Annotated in this window: 25 protein-coding genes and 1 pseudogene; 24 read left to right on the forward strand and 2 right to left on the reverse strand. The window is 35.8% G+C overall.

Going from position 1 to position 17,103, the window contains the following annotated elements:
• Window positions 1-126 precede the first annotated feature (126 nt).
• Window positions 127-429, reverse strand: a complete 303-nt coding sequence (locus AC4CVF_RS04085) for a hypothetical protein (RefSeq protein ID WP_419361135.1) — start codon at window positions 427-429, stop codon at window positions 127-129.
• A 92-nt stretch (window positions 430-521) separates the two neighbouring features.
• The gene (locus AC4CVF_RS04090) at window positions 522-1,295 is read right to left on the reverse strand and encodes an XRE family transcriptional regulator (protein ID WP_490788932.1); all 774 of its coding nucleotides are present in this window, start codon (window positions 1,293-1,295) and stop codon (window positions 522-524) included.
• A gap of 122 nt (window positions 1,296-1,417) precedes the next feature.
• Here AC4CVF_RS04090 and AC4CVF_RS04095 point away from each other — a divergent pair, with 122 nt between their 5' ends.
• From AC4CVF_RS04095 to AC4CVF_RS04210, 24 genes and pseudogenes are all read left to right on the forward strand, one after another.
• Entirely contained in the window at window positions 1,418-1,645 is a 228-nt protein-coding gene (locus AC4CVF_RS04095; RefSeq protein ID WP_490788933.1) for a YdaS family helix-turn-helix protein, read from the forward strand.
• Between the two features lie 8 nt (window positions 1,646-1,653).
• The gene (locus tag AC4CVF_RS04100; RefSeq protein WP_490788934.1) at window positions 1,654-2,010 is read left to right on the forward strand and encodes a hypothetical protein; all 357 of its coding nucleotides are present in this window, start codon (window positions 1,654-1,656) and stop codon (window positions 2,008-2,010) included.
• 60 nt (window positions 2,011-2,070) lie between these two features.
• Entirely contained in the window at window positions 2,071-2,955 is an 885-nt protein-coding gene (locus AC4CVF_RS04105) for a replication protein (RefSeq protein WP_490788935.1), read from the forward strand.
• Window positions 2,952-3,704: an ATP-binding protein gene (locus AC4CVF_RS04110; RefSeq protein WP_490788936.1), complete on the forward strand. Its 753-nt coding sequence runs from the start codon at window positions 2,952-2,954 to the stop codon at window positions 3,702-3,704. The genes AC4CVF_RS04105 and AC4CVF_RS04110 overlap by 4 nt, the downstream gene beginning before the upstream one ends.
• A complete protein-coding gene (locus AC4CVF_RS04115) occupies window positions 3,701-3,934 on the forward strand; it encodes a hypothetical protein (RefSeq protein ID WP_490788937.1) in 234 nt (77 codons plus the stop codon). The genes AC4CVF_RS04110 and AC4CVF_RS04115 overlap by 4 nt, the downstream gene beginning before the upstream one ends.
• The gene (locus AC4CVF_RS04120; RefSeq protein ID WP_490788938.1) at window positions 3,931-4,203 is read left to right on the forward strand and encodes a hypothetical protein; all 273 of its coding nucleotides are present in this window, start codon (window positions 3,931-3,933) and stop codon (window positions 4,201-4,203) included. The genes AC4CVF_RS04115 and AC4CVF_RS04120 overlap by 4 nt, the downstream gene beginning before the upstream one ends.
• A 2-nt stretch (window positions 4,204-4,205) precedes the next feature.
• Window positions 4,206-4,544 (forward strand): annotated as a pseudogene (locus AC4CVF_RS04125) (RusA family crossover junction endodeoxyribonuclease); the annotation flags it as partial.
• Window positions 4,541-5,218: a metallophosphoesterase gene (locus tag AC4CVF_RS04130; RefSeq protein WP_490788939.1), complete on the forward strand. Its 678-nt coding sequence runs from the start codon at window positions 4,541-4,543 to the stop codon at window positions 5,216-5,218. The pseudogene AC4CVF_RS04125 and the gene AC4CVF_RS04130, both read left to right, overlap by 4 nt.
• A gap of 9 nt (window positions 5,219-5,227) precedes the next feature.
• On the forward strand, window positions 5,228-5,782 hold the full coding sequence (locus AC4CVF_RS04135) for a hypothetical protein (protein ID WP_490788940.1): 555 nt from the start codon (window positions 5,228-5,230) through the stop codon (window positions 5,780-5,782).
• A gap of 119 nt (window positions 5,783-5,901) precedes the next feature.
• A complete protein-coding gene (locus AC4CVF_RS04140) occupies window positions 5,902-6,567 on the forward strand; it encodes a hypothetical protein (protein ID WP_490788941.1) in 666 nt (221 codons plus the stop codon).
• A gap of 202 nt (window positions 6,568-6,769) precedes the next feature.
• Window positions 6,770-7,129, forward strand: coding sequence for a DUF6572 domain-containing protein (locus tag AC4CVF_RS04145; RefSeq protein WP_490788942.1), 360 nt, complete (start codon window positions 6,770-6,772; stop codon window positions 7,127-7,129).
• A gap of 138 nt (window positions 7,130-7,267) precedes the next feature.
• Window positions 7,268-8,110: an RES domain-containing protein gene (locus AC4CVF_RS04150; RefSeq protein WP_490788943.1), complete on the forward strand. Its 843-nt coding sequence runs from the start codon at window positions 7,268-7,270 to the stop codon at window positions 8,108-8,110.
• A 48-nt stretch (window positions 8,111-8,158) separates the two neighbouring features.
• Complete coding sequence (locus AC4CVF_RS04155; RefSeq protein WP_490788944.1) at window positions 8,159-8,332, forward strand: hypothetical protein; 174 nt, start codon at window positions 8,159-8,161, stop codon at window positions 8,330-8,332.
• 55 nt (window positions 8,333-8,387) lie between these two features.
• Window positions 8,388-8,615 (forward strand): hypothetical protein, encoded by a 228-nt coding sequence (locus AC4CVF_RS04160; protein ID WP_419361468.1) that lies wholly within the window; start codon window positions 8,388-8,390, stop codon window positions 8,613-8,615.
• A gap of 245 nt (window positions 8,616-8,860) precedes the next feature.
• Window positions 8,861-9,316, forward strand: a complete 456-nt coding sequence (locus tag AC4CVF_RS04165) for a hypothetical protein (RefSeq protein ID WP_490788945.1) — start codon at window positions 8,861-8,863, stop codon at window positions 9,314-9,316.
• Window positions 9,313-9,726, forward strand: a complete 414-nt coding sequence (locus AC4CVF_RS04170; protein ID WP_490788946.1) for a hypothetical protein — start codon at window positions 9,313-9,315, stop codon at window positions 9,724-9,726. The genes AC4CVF_RS04165 and AC4CVF_RS04170 overlap by 4 nt, the downstream gene beginning before the upstream one ends.
• A 59-nt stretch (window positions 9,727-9,785) precedes the next feature.
• Window positions 9,786-10,274, forward strand: a complete 489-nt coding sequence (locus tag AC4CVF_RS04175) for a terminase small subunit (protein ID WP_490788947.1) — start codon at window positions 9,786-9,788, stop codon at window positions 10,272-10,274.
• A gap of 11 nt (window positions 10,275-10,285) precedes the next feature.
• Complete coding sequence (locus tag AC4CVF_RS04180) at window positions 10,286-11,533, forward strand: PBSX family phage terminase large subunit (protein WP_490788948.1); 1,248 nt, start codon at window positions 10,286-10,288, stop codon at window positions 11,531-11,533.
• Between the two features lie 7 nt (window positions 11,534-11,540).
• Window positions 11,541-12,998: a phage portal protein family protein gene (locus tag AC4CVF_RS04185; protein WP_490788949.1), complete on the forward strand. Its 1,458-nt coding sequence runs from the start codon at window positions 11,541-11,543 to the stop codon at window positions 12,996-12,998.
• A gap of 5 nt (window positions 12,999-13,003) precedes the next feature.
• On the forward strand, window positions 13,004-14,248 hold the full coding sequence (locus AC4CVF_RS04190) for a phage head morphogenesis protein (RefSeq protein ID WP_490788950.1): 1,245 nt from the start codon (window positions 13,004-13,006) through the stop codon (window positions 14,246-14,248).
• Between the two features lie 125 nt (window positions 14,249-14,373).
• Complete coding sequence (locus AC4CVF_RS04195) at window positions 14,374-14,763, forward strand: hypothetical protein (protein WP_490788951.1); 390 nt, start codon at window positions 14,374-14,376, stop codon at window positions 14,761-14,763.
• Window positions 14,764-14,823: 60 nt separating this feature from the next.
• Window positions 14,824-15,738, forward strand: coding sequence for a hypothetical protein (locus AC4CVF_RS04200; protein ID WP_490788952.1), 915 nt, complete (start codon window positions 14,824-14,826; stop codon window positions 15,736-15,738).
• A gap of 12 nt (window positions 15,739-15,750) precedes the next feature.
• Window positions 15,751-16,107 carry a hypothetical protein gene (locus tag AC4CVF_RS04205; protein ID WP_490788953.1) on the forward strand — a complete coding sequence of 119 codons (357 nt, stop codon included), beginning with the start codon at window positions 15,751-15,753 and terminating at the stop codon, window positions 16,105-16,107.
• Between the two features lie 9 nt (window positions 16,108-16,116).
• On the forward strand, window positions 16,117-17,097 hold the full coding sequence (locus tag AC4CVF_RS04210; RefSeq protein ID WP_490788954.1) for a major capsid protein: 981 nt from the start codon (window positions 16,117-16,119) through the stop codon (window positions 17,095-17,097).
• The last annotated feature ends 6 nt before the right edge of the window (window positions 17,098-17,103 follow it).

Here is a 17,103-nt window from a genome sequence, read left to right on the forward strand (position 1 = left end):
ATAGCTTTTCACAAGGCAATTTAATGAAAAACTTGTTGAACTTAAAGAACATATGAGTTGCTTTTAATTATATTTTCAAAATTTACACTAAATAGGTGATTTGAGGTTTTATTGCAAATATAACACTTATTCATTTGAATACTTTTCCAAAAACTCATCTATCCATCCTTGTGCCAGTTCAAGATTTGTTATGTCAGTCAGCTTTAGATTGGTTTCTTCTGCTTCATTAAAGCCTTCAATAATTGCTTCAAATATATTTGCTTCAGTAATGACCTCACGGGCTATTTCCGCAGCATCATAACTTTGCTTTGCTTTTTTAAGAGAGGCTATTTGTTTATCAATTCCTGCACCAATTTTACCTAAGGCCAATTTAAACTCTTGGCGATTAATCGTTAGCGCAGTTTTGTATTTATTAAGTGTTGCGATCATAACATTCTCTTTTGTTTCAGAAATTTTAATTATCCAGCTCACCAATAAAGCTACCCGATTAGTAAGTTGAACCGGGTTAGCAGTTTTGATATTTATCTTCTAACTTTTCTAATATCGATTTTCATCCAAAATTGCCCAATTATATGAATATTCTCAGACTCTATTTGAGCAGGTGAGTAATACTCATCAGGGAAACGTACTTTGTCAGGATTACGAGAGACAGCTCTAAAACCACCTTGACCCTCTTCACCCCAGTTAAATAGGATTTTAATCTTAAGTTCACTTCCTTTGGTGAATGCATAGATTTCTCCGTCATAAATCTTTTTAGCAGACATATCTACGGAAACTTTTTGATCAGGGTAAAGATCAGGGATCATGCTTTCACCATCAACATTGATAATCTTACAATGTGTGGCACTTGCCCCAGATGTAATAACCTCAACCGTTGGGATAAATATTTTATAAGGACTACTTTCCTCTAGATTTATATAACCATTTCCTGCACTAGCCTTAACTTCGGGATAGTAATCAATTGCAGTAAATCCATCAGGAACAGGGTCGCCATACTCGTAAACTCCAATATCTGAAGTCGATTCAGATTGATTTGATTTCGGCTCACCAAATTTTTGTTTAATTTCCTCAAAGCTTAACGGCTTGAAGGATTTTGATTCACTTCCATTTTTTAACCAATCAACATCAACTCCCAAAAACTTAGCTATTTCTGGCAAATATGCTGACTTCTTTGTTTTGCCTGCCTCTAATGCTTGATAAGTGGGTTGTTTAATGCCTGCAGCATCAGCCACTTCGCCTTGAGTCTTATCAGCCTTTATCCGAGCTTCTTTTAGTCGATCAGCCAAAGTTTTCATAAAAATGATCCTTAAATTCACTCCTATTTTATAGTTGCGACTATAGTTAATCAAACAGTTAAAACTGTTGACAAATAATAGTTAAAACTATAAATTAACTTTAAAGTATAGGAGTTCAATAGATGAATATTGAATTAGTTAATTTATATAAGAGCGTTGTGGAGCATTTTGGTTCTCAAACAATGACCGCACATGCACTTGACCTTGAGCAGCCATCTGTTTGGGCATGGGTTAATGGCAAGGCAAAAATGTCATCCGAAACAGCGCTTCTTGTTCAAGAAAAAACAGACGGGAAATTTAAATATAAAGATTTATTTCCCTCCCGTAAAAAAAGCCAACAAGCAGCTTAGGAACCACCATGAGCAAAGTATCAATTGAATTAAGCGCAAGAGCTAGAAATACACACTCGCTCGTTTTGCAATCGCTTGGAAGAGTAGTTAATGCCACTCTAGGTGAAGAGATAGGATTTGATGGCCCTTGGGTGTCAAAGTTTAAGAACGACAAGAAAAACAATGGCTTGACTGATCTTGAAACTATTTGCGTCTTATTGGACAAACTTGGACTGAAAGTAATACCAGGCAGTTATGAATGCTATGAACGCAAATTTGTTGAAGCAATTTTCTTTTTAGCTCGTATGCAAATCACCAACTCAGGCGATATCAACGATTATCAATTTGCATCTATTGCGCCACGATTGGCGGAATTTGGATATTAAAAAACCACTGCCAGCGCGAACTGGAGTGGTTTCAATTCATCAATTTTGGGACCAATGAACATGAAAACAAATTTAGCATACCGGCAGGAGATTGACAACGAAATAACGTTGCATCCATCTACTGTCAAAAAAATAGAGCGACAAGCCATGTCGAAGAAAGAAGAGGGATATACAAGAACGCCCAACGCTTTGATTGACGACCAGATTATGGCGCAGTTAAAGGACAAAGCATTCAAATGTCTTATGTTTATTGTGCGTCAAACTATTGGGTTTGATCGTACTTCTCACACTATTGCAATCACTCAGTTTCAAAAGTACTGCGGTATTAAAAAGCGCGACACAGTTATGTCTAGTATTGGCGAACTTGAAGACGCAAAATTAATCAGTGTTGTTCGAAAAACTGGATGTCTTAATGAATACTTTTTGACACTTAACCAGTACCAACAAACGGGACTAGTACCTTTTACAGGTAGTACCACTAAACGGGACGGGACTAGTACCTTTAATGGTGACGGGACTAGTACCGTTGAACGGGACACTATTAAAGAAACACTTAAAGAAAATATTAAAGAAACACACACAATAGAAAATTCGCCTGAAATTCTCGACGATTGTTGGAAACCAAATCTTACTTTCTTAAAAACAATATTGGTTCAAACAAAATTCAGTCAACAAACAGATGAGATTTTATCTCTTGCTGATTTCAATTTTCACTTGGGTAATTTCAATGCGCATTGGGAAAACAAAATTGATCTGACTGAAAACCAACGTACAAGAAAATTTGCTGCATGGTTGATTCAAGAATTTGAAAAACACTTGGTCAAGATTGATCGTACTGAAAAACAAACGAGCAAAGCGCCAACACGAAACGTAAACGATGCTTGGGGTGATGTTCAGCAGTACAAACCTGCAACGGATGATCTGGATTGTGAGGGGATGCTATGAACGCGATGACTTCACTAGATTTAGAGATTACGAGTTCAACTGAGTTTTGTACCAAACATCAAGTTCAAATGGTTTCTTACCGTGGTAAATCGTTTTGCAAACAGTGTTCACTTGAATCACTTGATCGTGGTCAAAAAGATCATCATCACGCAGTAAATACCATGGTTCGTGAAAAACACTTTGCTGGGGCGCAATTACCACTACGCCATGCTGAAAGTGGGTTTGGTAATTATCAGGTTTCAAACGAAGGTCAACGCAATGCAAAAGCTCAATGCATGTCGTTTGCTAAAGATTTCTTGGGTGGTGTGATTCGTAATCTGATCATGGTTGGTCGTACTGGTACAGGCAAAACACATCTTTCTAGTGCCGTGGCTTTAAACGTGTTGGATAAGCGCAAATCAGCTCGCTACATCACTTCTGAGGACATGGCTAATGAGATTGCTAATGCTTGGAAAAGAACGGATGACAGCGAAGCTAATGCGATTTACCGCTTTACTGAATATGACTTACTGATTCTTGATGAATATGGTTTGCATGATCGCCATGAGAATAGATTGCAACTGGTTCACAAGGTTTTGTACTCACGTTATGACGAGGGCAAGGCAACCATGTTGATTTCAAATTTCACGCTTGAAGAACTCAAAAAAGATTTGGGTGATCGGTTGTGGTCACGCTTTCAACACGATGGTCTGACTTTGGTTGAGTGTAACTGGGGTGATCAACGAATGGGACAAGGGGGTGGGGTATGAGAAATACAGCGCAAGAAATCTTTGAGAATCGCTTTGATATTTTATTGTTTGCAGCTCATACAAAAACGTTCAATGTCACAGATATTTTTGAAGCGGTACTCGATACATCAAGAATGACAATTCGAAACTGTCTAAAAGATTTAGTTGAAAGTGGCTACATTGAAAAGTTTTCGGTATATGACTTTCGGGCAACCAATAAAACAAAAGAATTATTTAAGGTGGCACTATGACAACTAAAAACAACGATGCAAAGGAATTTAAGAAAGGTGATCTCGTCATTGCTCCAATTCTTGATGGGGTTTTTGTTGGGAAGATCATAGATTATCGAAGTGACATTGATAAATTTGATGTTCTTGGTACAACACATTGGGATTGGTACGACAAGTCACAGCTTCGTCATGCTGAAACCAAAGCAGGGCATCGTTTAGATGATGTCACTGATCATATTACAGACATTCGCAATCATGTTAGCCCAAGCACAATGGTGGTGGATTTATGAGTTTACTCAATTGTGAAATTGCCATGATTCCACCTAGTGTGAACCATTACTGGGTGGCAGCAGGGAAAAGACGTTACCTAAGCCAGCGAGCTAAAAATTTTCAGAAGATTGTGAGCTTGTTTGTTAAGCCTCTCAAAAGCACAGCTAGGCTCAAAGCAGAGATTACTTTTCATTTTCCTGATCGACGTACTAGAGATATCGACAATCATTTAAAAGCAGTTTTAGATAGTTTGGTGAAGTGTGGTTTATGTGAAGATGATGAACAGTTTGACGAGTTGCTAGTAAAACGTGGAAATGTGGTTAAGGGTGGATTGGTAAAAATTAAAGTGGTGGAAGTATGAGCTTAGTCAAAGTTTGGGACAAAGAGATCAAAGGCAAGCTCTATGCAGTCGGTGATATTCACGGATGCTACAACTTGCTGATGAATCGTTTAAATGAAATTGGTTTTGATTTTGAAAATGATTTGTTGGTTGCAGTAGGTGATTTGGTTGATCGAGGCATTCAAAACATTGAGTGTGTTGAGTTGCTGTCAAAGCCTTGGTTTACGTCTGTTCTTGGTAATCATGAGGATTTATGTATAGGTGGGATTCAAGAAGAATCATATAAGCGCTGTCATATCTCAAATGGTGGAGAGTGGTTTTATCAGCTAGATGGACAAGCGATGTACAACATTGCAAAAGCCTTTTCTAAATTGCCTGTTGTGCTAGAGATCAATCACAAGGGGCGTAAATATGGTTTTGTTCATGGACACATAGAACAAAATGACTGGAATGAATTTAAAAGCTCATTTGAATATGAAATTTCACCATTTCGAGGACCAGTAGAATTGGCAATATGGGGACGTGCCCGTGCAAATACAGACAGTGAACAATATACCAATGTTTCAGGTGTAGATGCGGTCATCATGGGGCATACAGTCACTCCAAAGCCACTCAAGCGTAACAACTGCTATTACATTGATACAGGTGCGGTGCATTGGGGAACTATGACAATTTTAGATTTGAGTAAAGTTTAAGGGGCAATTATGAACGCAGTAGCAGAGAAGTTTGAACAATTCGAGTGGTTGACTCACGGCATCACTGCTAAGTCACCGCAATTCAATGATGAGACGAAAGGCACAGGAGAGAAACCTTTGGACTATCAAGATCGCTTGGGTGCTATTGCGTCAATGGAAACCCAGTTAGAGAAATCAGTAACATCTCTAATCATCTATGGTGAAAATGCCAAGAGTGACTATGAGTTTATACGTAATCATCTGGCTAAAATTATGATGAATGGAGCTTATGAAGATAAACGTCGTGAGCCTGAGCATATTGCGATATATCATTTATCTTGGTTGGTTGCAGGCATGGTCATAGCTTTTGCAATGGATCCTGAACATGAAAGCAATTTCACCGCAAAAGGTAGATTGCATTTGGCTGCTGGTGTTAAGTCTTATCAAATGACCTTAAAGGCCTATGATTCAACTTGGAAGCAGTACGAAAATATGATGATTATTGCACTAGAAACATCTATCAAATGTGCTTCAGAAGCTGTTGAAAAGTACCGAAAAAATACTTACAAAGAATTTGAGATGTAAAGCTAGTAAAATTTTCCTGACTAAGGTATAGTTTTTATATACTGGTCGTATTACGGTTTATCCGAGACCAAGACTTTAAAACCTCGCAATGCGGGGTTTATTATTTTGGATATTTATAATTGAAGAAAAACTCAATCATACCTGTTCTATTGGCCATATATGGGTATATGTTACTAATAGACATAGCTTTATATGCACTTATTAGATTCTATGAATTAGATATCACTCTTTTGACAAATTTATTAATTTGGTCTGCTACATTGTTTGCACCAGTAGTTGTTTTGTTTTTATTAGATGAATGGAAGCATCAAGAGTTATCAAAAAAAATTGAAGAATGTGCAGACGATACTTGGATACAGTTTTCCTTATATATATCAGCTGTAAATGAGCTGTGTTACTTTTCTATTCACAAGTACATTGATTCTGTTAAAAATAGTAAAGAACTCAATAGTGAAGAATTCACAAGTAAGGATTATGAAGATTTTGATTTGAAATTTAATAGAGCCATTGTATTAGAAAAAGAGTTTTATAATTCATTTAATCGCTTCTTATTAAGGGTTGACATAAAGGCAGAAGAATTAAGTGATATAAGAAAGGAATTATTTCGACTATCCAATATTATGGATTCAAGCAAGCATTTAAAGAATTATGAAGAAAAAAGGGTTAAAGATTATATTATTAAAAATGAAAATCTTTTTGCGTATCATAATTTTTTTGAATTGGAGAAAAAGTTTAAGCTTTTTATAAAACGATTTGTTAGATATGAAGGAAACCTAGATAATTAAATTTGAGGTTTTTAAGTTTTAGACCAATGAATAAAAAAATAAGTGCTACACTCCCACCGATAAATAGGAAAACACATGAATATTTGCATTGGTGGTGATCTTAGCGGTCAAGAATCCAAGGTAGGATACTTTCAAATAAAATAAGGAAGCAGTGCCATTTATAATTTTACGACCAGATAATTACCTTAAGTAGGACCTTGATATGAGTATCGCGAATCTTGATGAAATAGACTATATTGCCTATATTCCAGAGGAGAGGCATTTAAAATTAATGATTTTAGATAATTACTTTTGGGATGATGATAGTGTGCGTAATAGTGATATAGATGAAAGGAATACAGCTCATGCTCAATTACTATCCGATAAGATTAATTTATATGTAAAGTACATTTTTTCAGATGAAATTACGGAAAAATTTGGTTCTCATGAAATTGAAAAAACAAGTATTGAGATAATTCAACCAAATGAATTAAATGCATTTAGCAAACTTTTTTTTGATGATATTAAAGATTTTTTAGCTAAAAATAATATAGTGATAACTTATAGAGTTTTTGAAGAGTAATACGTTGCATTAAATTGATTAAAAAATTATATTTTATGAAAGATTTATAAATCCTTAAGTTTATGAAACTATTGTAAATATAATGATTTTTAAATATAAGTATAAACTTTCAATCAAATATTAGGAGGGAAATAAAGAGTGTTTAAATCAGAATTAAATATTAATGAAATTAAGCGAAGAATCTCAAAATATCAGAAAGATAGAGCCGCTGGACAAGTGGTTGATAATGATGGATTATTTTCATCAATATTTGGTGATCGTTATAGTTATGCTGCTGAATCAAGTCTTATTCCTAAAGGTACAGATTTTTATAGAGTTAGATCAATTCCTGATGATGACCACTTTTTTCCAAGTAAAACTATAGCAAAGTTGAGTGATGCTTGGGAGGCACCTGCTGAGTATATAAAAACTCCAGGTCGGCTTAATAAGGTAAATCAAAGTATCCTGTATTGTTGTCCTTGGGATCCTAATTTAGCTATTGAAGAAGCTAGAGCTAGAAATAATAAACTTTTCGCCTTAATGCATTACATTTCCATACGTGATATTCAAGCGGCAAATATAGGCAATTATGAGAATTCAGGTTTGTCTAAAGACGAAAGTACTCGAGTATTTTATAAGTTTCTAGAAGATGAGTTTTCTACAGTTGTTCCAGAAGGTCAGGAATCAAGATATAAATTAACTCAAGCAATTGCAGAATCACTATTTAACCTTCCTGAACAGGATGCTTGGAGATATAGATCTATTCAATCACCTGAAAAATTTAATGTTGCATTTTTGCCAGATAAAGCGAAGAGTTGTATCAAATTGATTGGAGTGCTAATTTGTGACTTGAGTGTTTATGAAGATAAATATGTTGTAAGGGCGGTTCTTGATTTTGATAATGAAACAGGTGAAGCTAGACTACATCAAATAGGTTCTGAAAGGCAAAAAGAGCTATTTCCAGACATTCAAATGAGTAAAAGTGAAGTTATTAATGTTTAATTAAAAGTAACCACCTCAAAGGTGGTTTTTTTATGCCAAGAGGAAACTATGACAGATACAGTGCAAGCAAGAAAAGACTTAGAGCTTTGCAGTGCTGAGCTGTCTAAGTATCAGAATCTTAGCAGATCAGGCTTAAGACACAGTGAATTAATCGCATTAGACAATGTGATGATTCGATTAAAAGAACAGATCAAAAATTTAAGAGTTGTGTTGAGTGATTGATCTTGCTTGGATAAGTTGATAATTTATTGTTTCTAAATTAATTATAGAGATAATAATGGCACACAGAGAAACGAAACTAACAAATGCCGAATCAGAAACAGGCAAACAGAACAAATATTTAGTCACCTATTTGGTTGTTGATAACACTGATCTTGAAGATACTCAAAAAAATATTGATTATCGTCCATTATTTGTTGAGATTGATGGTGAAGATATTTCTATCTTTGAAGACAGCTTTGTAGATCCTAGAGACAAACTAAAATATAAGCTTCTTATTTGGTAACACAAACCTCCTTCGGGAGGTTTTTTATTGGAGATTAATACAACATTACTAGACTTTAAGTATACCTAATACCTTACTCTTAATTGATCTCAAAGAGTCAATCTTATTGACGAAATACTATCTATATTAGATATAGATAAACAGCAATAATAAGTAAATTTTATTGTTTTTTAATAGTTTAATTTGTTTTTTCTTGTTTTTTAGTTAAAATGAATGGGAATCCTTTAACTGTAAATTTGTAGACAATGTTTGATATTCTTAATCTAATAAATACTATTTTACCTGTCTTATTATCGTTACTAGCTGGAATCGGTATGATGCTTTATTTAAACCATACTTCCAAATTGAAAAGGGATAGATATGAAGCAGAACTTTACAAATACCGGGATGATAGTTTTGATAGTATAGATTTAAAGTTGTTAAGTGATAAAATATCAGTTCTTGAAGGAAAAATTGAAACTATAAATTATAATGAGCTAAATTTAAAAGATAAAGAAAAATTAGAATTAATTGAGAGTATTAAAAAAGATATTATATCAAAAACTTCTGATTCTATATTACAAGAATTAAGTGATAAAATTGAAACATATCAAATGAATGATAAGCTATCATTTGATATTAAAAGGTCAATAGAACGCCTTAAAGAAGAAAAAATAGTTTATTTAAACGAGGAAATTTCAATCTTGTTATTGGAGTTATGATAAGTGGGTTGGGGGGGTATATTGCATATCTTTTTATTCAAAAATTACCTATTACAGGATCAGGTGTGGCTTTTTTAAGTTACTCATTACCTAGAATATCGTTATTTATGCTGATTGCATTACTTGTATTTTTCTTTCTAAATTTATATAAGAGAAGTCTAGATGATATCAAATATTATCAAAATGAGATGACTAATTTAGAAGCTAAATATCTATCATTACAAATTGCAAAACAAATGAATAACCATAAGATGTTATGTATGGTGCTAGATGGTCTTATTAAAACAGAAAGAAATTTTATTTTAGAAAAAGGTCAATCAACTGTTGAAATAGAAAAGAACCGAAACGACTCAAATGCGGCAAATAGAGCACTTGAAACGGTTAAAGATATTTTTAAATATAAAAAATGATTCGAATTTTATTTATACAGATTCAAACATACATTATTCATTATATTGGAGATTCCTTTATGGAAGATATAGAACTTCCGAAAGGGAGTGAGCCACTAGCAAATCAACAGCATGAAAATTTAGCTCAAGCCTATGTTGAGACTGCAAATAAGAAAAAAGCAGGGGAAAAGGCGGGCTACACAGATAAATCAAACGCATTTCGAGCAATTTTAAGACCTGACGTTCAAGAGAGAATTAAGTTTCTACAAGAAGAACGGGCGGAAGAGCTTGGGATTGATGCTTACTATGTTTTAAAAAGCCTCAAGTCTGTTGCTGAACGTTGCATGCAGTCCGAAGAAGTTTTGGATCGTGATGGTTCCCCAGTTTTGGTAGAAGGTCCCGACGGGAATGTGGCTCCACAATACAAGTTTGATCAGAGTGGTGCTAACAAATCACTTGAGTTGATGATGAAGCATTTAGGCATGTTGAATGACAAAGTGAAGCATGAGCATACTGGCGCCGATGGTAAGGATTTAGAAATCAAAGTAATTCGTGAGTTTATAGATTAGCAGAGGTAAACGTGGAGCTAAAAATTAAAACTCCACGTTGGGCTAAACCTTGGTTCAAAGTAGCTCGTTACAAAGGTGTGCATGGTGGACGTGGTTCGGGAAAGTCTCATTTTGTTGCTGAGCAATTAGTTGAAGAATGTGTAATTGATAAAAATTTACGTGCAGTTTGCATTCGTGAAATTCAAAAATCTATCAAATATTCCAGCAAACAATTAATCGAAGACAAAATCAAAGCACTTGGCGTTGAGCATTTATTTGATTGTCAAAGGGACTTGATTAAAAGAATCGGCGGTGACGGTGTAATTCTATTTCAGGGTATGCAAGATCACACTGCAGACTCAATCAAGTCTTTAGAGGGGTTTAAAGTAGCGTGGATTGAGGAAGCTAATCGCTTATCAGCAAAGTCCTTGCGATTATTGCGACCAACAATGCGTGCTGAAGGGGCTCAAATCTGGGCTTCTTGGAATCCCGAATCTAAAGATGATCCTGTAGATGATTTTCTAAGGGGTGAATTTGCACCTGAAAGCGCCATTGTTATTGAAGTTAACATCACAGATAACCCATTTGCCCCACAAACATTACTGGATGAATATAACGAGGATCGCAAAAGAGCGATTCGTATGCAGAAGTCGGGCGATGAAAATGCTTGGGCTATGTTTGAGCATATTTGGCATGGTTCATACCTTGAGTTTAGCCAGGCAATTGTATTCACAGGACGTTATGTAGTTGATGAATTTGAACCAGACCCAAGTTGGACTGAAATCTATTACGGCTCGGATTGGGGGTTTGCTCAGGATCCAACTACCTTAAATAGATTCTTCATCAACAATAGAAAATTATACATTCGTAATGAAGCACATCAAATTGGATGTGAAATTGATCACTTGCCAAAACTTTTTGATGAGGTTCCTGATTCAAGAAAACACAAAATCCGAGCAGATTGTTCTAGACCAGAAACAATCAGCTACATGAAGCGACAAGGATTCAAGATTGAAGCTGCTTCAAAATGGGCTGGTTCGATTGAAGATGGCGTGACATTCATTAAAGGTTTTGATCAAATCATCATTCATCCTGACTGCCCTGAAACAGCCAAAGAGTTCAAATTGTATTCATACAAGATGAATAAAGCAGGGGATATTCTTCCTGAAATCTTAGACATGAACAACCATCATATTGATGGTATTCGTTATGGTTTAGAACCTCTAATCAAGGGCAGAAGAAGAGCAAAACCAAAGGGCGCAGGCTCAAGAACATATTGAGGAAATTATGGCAAAGTCAAAAAAAGACAAGGTAAAGAATAAGGCTTTGTCTGGTGGTTCTCTAAATACTCACGAGGCTGTAACTCAATTCTTTAATAATATCGGGCGTCTACCAGATATTGATAAGACGCTACGAAAGGCAGGTATTCAACGTCATAGTCTTGATGTGTTACTTGATGACGATGAGATTGGACAAGCAACCGAGACAAGATTAGATGCCTTGCTTGCTACTCCCTTCCGCATTGAGCCAAGCGATACGCCCGAAGCTGTATATCTCATGCAAGAGATGCAAGAGTGGTTTAGCGAGATTGCCACCAGCTCATTGAACGCCTTGTTTTTTGGTTATTCAGTCCAAGAAGCCAATTGGGATTATAAAGATGGTTACATTGGTCTAACTTGGATCGGCGAAAAGCCTATGGAGTGGTTTGAGCCAAAGAATGATGGACGATTAATCTATAGACCAGATTCAACAGGTGTTGAGCGGGAAATTGATCAGACTATCAAATTCTTTTTAACTCGAAGAAAGGCAACGTACAAACAACCTTATGGCAAGGCGCTATTATCAACCTTGTATTGGCTATTCTTCTTCAAACAAAATGGATTTAAGTTTTGGGCGAAGTTCCTTGAGCGTTTTGGTACACCTATATTACTTGGCAAGGTCGCAAGCAGTGGCTCTGATGATGAGGGTGATATTGATGCAATGAATGATGCATTGCTATCAGCACACGCACAATCAGTAATTTCCATTGATGCTAATGATGATGTTCAAATCTTAAGTAATACTCAAGGTAATGCTGGATCTGCTTTCGATACTTTTCACACTGTAATTTTGCGACAAATTCAAAAGTTAATTCTAGGGCAAACACTTACAAGTGGTACAGATGGGAATGGATCTAGGGCTCTAGGTTTGGTACATGAGAATGTCAGAAAAGATAAGCTTAAATCTGATATTCGACTTGTAACACCAACACTTCAAATGATTATTAATGCAATGTGCACCCTAAATGAATGGTCACATCATAAAATCATTATTGGTGATGATAAGGCGCTCAATGAAGCACAGGCAAAACGAGATGTTGATCTTAAAAACTCAGGTGCTGAATTCACAAATCAATACTTTACTCGTGAATATGGATTAAAAGATGGTGATTTAAAAGAGTCACAACAGGTACCAAGTCACTTCACAGCTATTCCGAAAACAGCCTTTAGTTTCGCAGCAACAGTCAATAAGACCAATCAAGGACAGCAAGAAATTGATAGTTTGATTAAAGCGCAAAGCTCTACACTATTGAGTGATTCGGATATCGAAATGATTGTTGAAAATTCAAACTCCCAAGATGATTTGATGCAAAATCTCTACTCAGCAAGTAAAGGTGCAACTTTAGATGAGTTTGAAATCAATCTTGCAAAGGCTTTGTTTAAAGCTGATGTAATTGGGTATGTGCAGGCAAACAAAAGGGGGTAACTGTGGTGGATTATAGTTCTTCTCTTGAATATGCCAGAAATCGCAAGGTAGTTTTGCCTGATGAGTTTTACACCATGGATCTTCACGCAAGATCCAATGCTGCCACAATTAGTCGATTAGCTTCACTTGAGCAGATTAAAACAGTCCTTAACTTAGCAACCAAATCCATTGAAAGTGGCAGTACATTCAATGATTTTAAAAAGCAAGTGGAAGAGCAAGGTATCGAGCTTTCAGATCACCATTTAGCAAATGTTTATAGAACCAATATACAGAATGCTTATGCTTATGGGCGGTGGTTAGAACAACAAGGAAATAAGGATTCACGTCCTTATTTGCGCTATTCAGCGATCATTGATAATCGTACTCGACCTACTCATTTAGCATTAAACGACATAATCCGCCATATTGATGATGATTTTTGGAATAAATACTATCCGCCGAATGGTTTTCAGTGTCGTTGCACAGTTGAATCATTAACTGAAAAAATGGCTGATCGAATTGGTATTACACCAGATGATCAATTGGTTGATTTGCCTAAAAACAAATATGATTGGGATTATCACCCATTTAAGCAAAATACTTACTTAAATGAAGTGATTGATCAGAAGCTAGATGATCCATTTATCAATCATACAGAGGCGCAAGAGCTCTTAAAAATCATAGATGACGCGATCATTGAACAGTCCGCTAATAAATCAATAATTGATGCTTTAAAGCCACTTGATAGTTCAAATAAGAAGATTTTGGATGAAGCTATTTCTAAACTTGATGTAAGCCCGAGTGATGCTCGTATTACATTTGAGTTTGCACAGGATGAGGAGTCATTATCTGAGCTAGCTAGTGAGGCTTTAATTCGAAAGACACATGACAAGAAATCCAACTCCATTTGGAATAAGATCTCTAAGGCCTTTGATTCTATTTTAAGTAAGGCTAAAAACTTAAAGAATAAGCTTACAGGTAACTCCATCAAAGGATTTGATTCGTTCAATTTGCAGAAGGGTAATGTGATCGGTATTCAAACACCTACATTATTTAAAACGGCAGAGGGTGCAGGTAAATCGATCACTATCTTAGATATGAAAGGCTATGCGATTGATCTATCTAAAATTCAAGGTTTAGATGGTGCATTATTGGCACCTGATTTGAATTTTAAAGTAATTGAAGTAAACAACGATTCAGTAATTTTACAGCGTACAAATGAGATTGCAGAAAACTTATTCATTGCTAATAAAACTCTATATTCATTATAAAATATTTTGTTCCCCCTACATTTGATCTAATGATTATGGAATAATTTAAATATGACTTTAGAATTCCTATTTAAATTTTTTAATTAGGATTATTTATTTTTATATTCAAATAGGAGGTTACTGGAATGATATTGAGAAATGAAGGTGAACTTGAGGAAATTTTATCTACAAATGAGAGTATTAAACAATTTGTATCAAAAATTTTTTCTTACGTCGATTTATCTGCTAGTCCTCAAGAAGTTTTGACTAATACTTTAAAAATACTTAAACATTTCAAAGTTGAGGACATAAAAAACTGGGATGATATAAGTGAAAATGAATCATTTTTCAACTTAATCAAGGAATACCTAGCTCACCACAAAGGTGACTTTGTGATGAATCCAGCTGCAGTAGTCGGTTTTTGGACTATTTTTATTAACAAAGAAAAAATTGATGCTGATTATTTAATCGATAATTTTAGTTGGGAAAAAGATAATGCCAATTATTTTGTTATTAAATTAAAAGGAAACAATTGAAATTTAATATTAATTCTAAAAACCGCCCTTTATGGGCGGTTTTTTATTGGAGCATGAAAAATGAAACTGGAAGAAAACGAAAGCATCAAGTTTCAATTTACGGCCTTAAATACCGCCATATCTGTAAGTGGTGAAGATGAAAAAAGCAGACGCAAGTTTGATGCTGAAGTGTATAGCGGTGGTCGGATAGATAACCACTATTACTGGGGGCGCAGCGGTGTTGTTATTGATCTTCAGAATATTCAACTAAAGCCAAAAATTGGCTTGGTTGAAGAACATTTTGGTGGTCTACGCATTGGTGTTGCGACTTCATTTGATATTTCTAATAAGTTTCAGGCTCAAGGTTATTTTCTAAAAAATAAGAAAGCCCAAGAAATTGTTGCAGATATTGATGATGAATACCCATTCCAAATGTCTTGGTGGGCTGACCCTGAAAGTATTGAAGAAATTTCAGCAGGTAAAACCGTATTCGTGAATGGGCAAGAATTTACAGGTCCATTGCATGTTTTTAGAAATGTTCGCGTGCACGAAATCACTATCTGTGGAATTGGCGCAGATACTCAAACATCAATCCAAGCTTTTTCAGCTAAATCAAATTTAATTCAACAAGAGGACACAAATGTGGACTTAGAACAAGCCAAAGCTCGCATTGCTGAGCAAGATATTGAACTTGCAGATCTCAAGCAACAAGTAACCCAGTTTGCAACAGATAAGCGCAATGACGCAATTGCAGCACTTGCCAAAGATGTTGGTAAAGACTTTACAGATGATGAAGTTAAGGAAATGAAGGAGCTTGATGAAAAAGCTTTTGTATTCTCTGCAACTCAGCTGCGTAAATTTTCAACAAAAACTGAACCACAAAAACAACCACTTCCATCTTGGATGAAAGAACATCAAGCGGATGGTGGTAATCAAAATCAATTCAATGCAGGTCAGCCTAAAACTTTAGCTGATATGGCGGCATTTCGAAAATAAGGTGAATACAAAATGGTTAAAACAGTAGAAAAAGCTAGTGTGACATCTGACTGGTTGGCTTGGGAGCTTGAGGGGAATCATCGTCCAAGTCGTGAAAATGTAAGCGTAGCAGCAAGCCAAGACATTAAAGATGGTCAGCCAGTATCTTTCAATGCTTCGGGCGATGCAATTGCCTTTACAGGTGAAGGTGCAGTGGTTGGTATTTGCATTGGTGGGGTTAAGACTGCTGCAGAAAAGGGCAAAGGCGTAATCCTTGCGCATCAATCTCGAATTGTGCCTGAAAAACTCACAAATGTTGAAGCGGATGATTTAGCAACAGTTGTTGCAGGTCTTAAAACACTTGGTATTACAGCTGTTCGTTCAGCATAAGGTGAAAAAATGGATGAAATGATTTTTACAACAGAAGAATTAAGCGCTGCAATTACTAATTTGCCAACACGAATTGGTAATCCGAATGACATTAATTTGTTCCGCAGCATTCCAGGCACTACAAACAATTTCTCTGTGGAATTCTATGCAGAAAGTTCGATTTTAGTACCGACAACTGAATGGGGCGGTGTTGCACCTAAAAACTCAAGTGGAAAGCGTACAGCTAAGTCGTGGGTTATTCCTCATATGCCATTTGAAGACACAGTTCTTGCATCTGATGTGATTGGTGTACGTGCATTCGGTTCAACTGCTGCAGAAACAGTTCAAGGTAAAGTGCTTGATAAGCTGCAAATGATGAAAAACAAAATCGACACTACACTTGCTTATCGTCGTACCAAAGCAAAACAAGGTATTGTCTTAGATGCTGATGGTACAGTGATTGTTGATTACTACACTGACTTTGGTGTTACAGGTCAAACTGTAGATTTCGAACTTGGCACAGCTACAACACACGTTTTGGCGAAGTGCCAAGATGTAATTGATCTCATCGAAGATGGTTTAGGCCAAGAACTCTATTCAACAGTTGAAGCTGAAGTAGATCGTCAATTCTATGATGCATTAACTTCACATAAAAACGTGAAAGAAGTCTTCTTAAACTGGTCTGCAGCTGAACAGCGTCTAGGCAAATCAAACACGACAGGCTTTGAATTTGGTGGCATTAAATTCATTGTGAATCGCCAGAAAGTGGGTGATGTGCCTTTAATCGGCGTGAAAGAAGGTCATGCTTATCCGACCGGTACGCAAGATGTATTCTTGAATGCTTTGGCACCTGCTGATTTCAATGAAACAGTAAATACCTCTGCTTTACCTTATTACGCAAAACAAGACACCAAAAAGTTTGATCGTGGTTTTGATTTACATGTTCAATCAAACCAACTGCCTGTGGTTGCAAAACCTAAAGCTTTGGTGAAATTAACCTCTACAAAATAAGGTGTG

It is taken from the genome of Acinetobacter sp. LipI_19, from assembly GCF_058242925.1.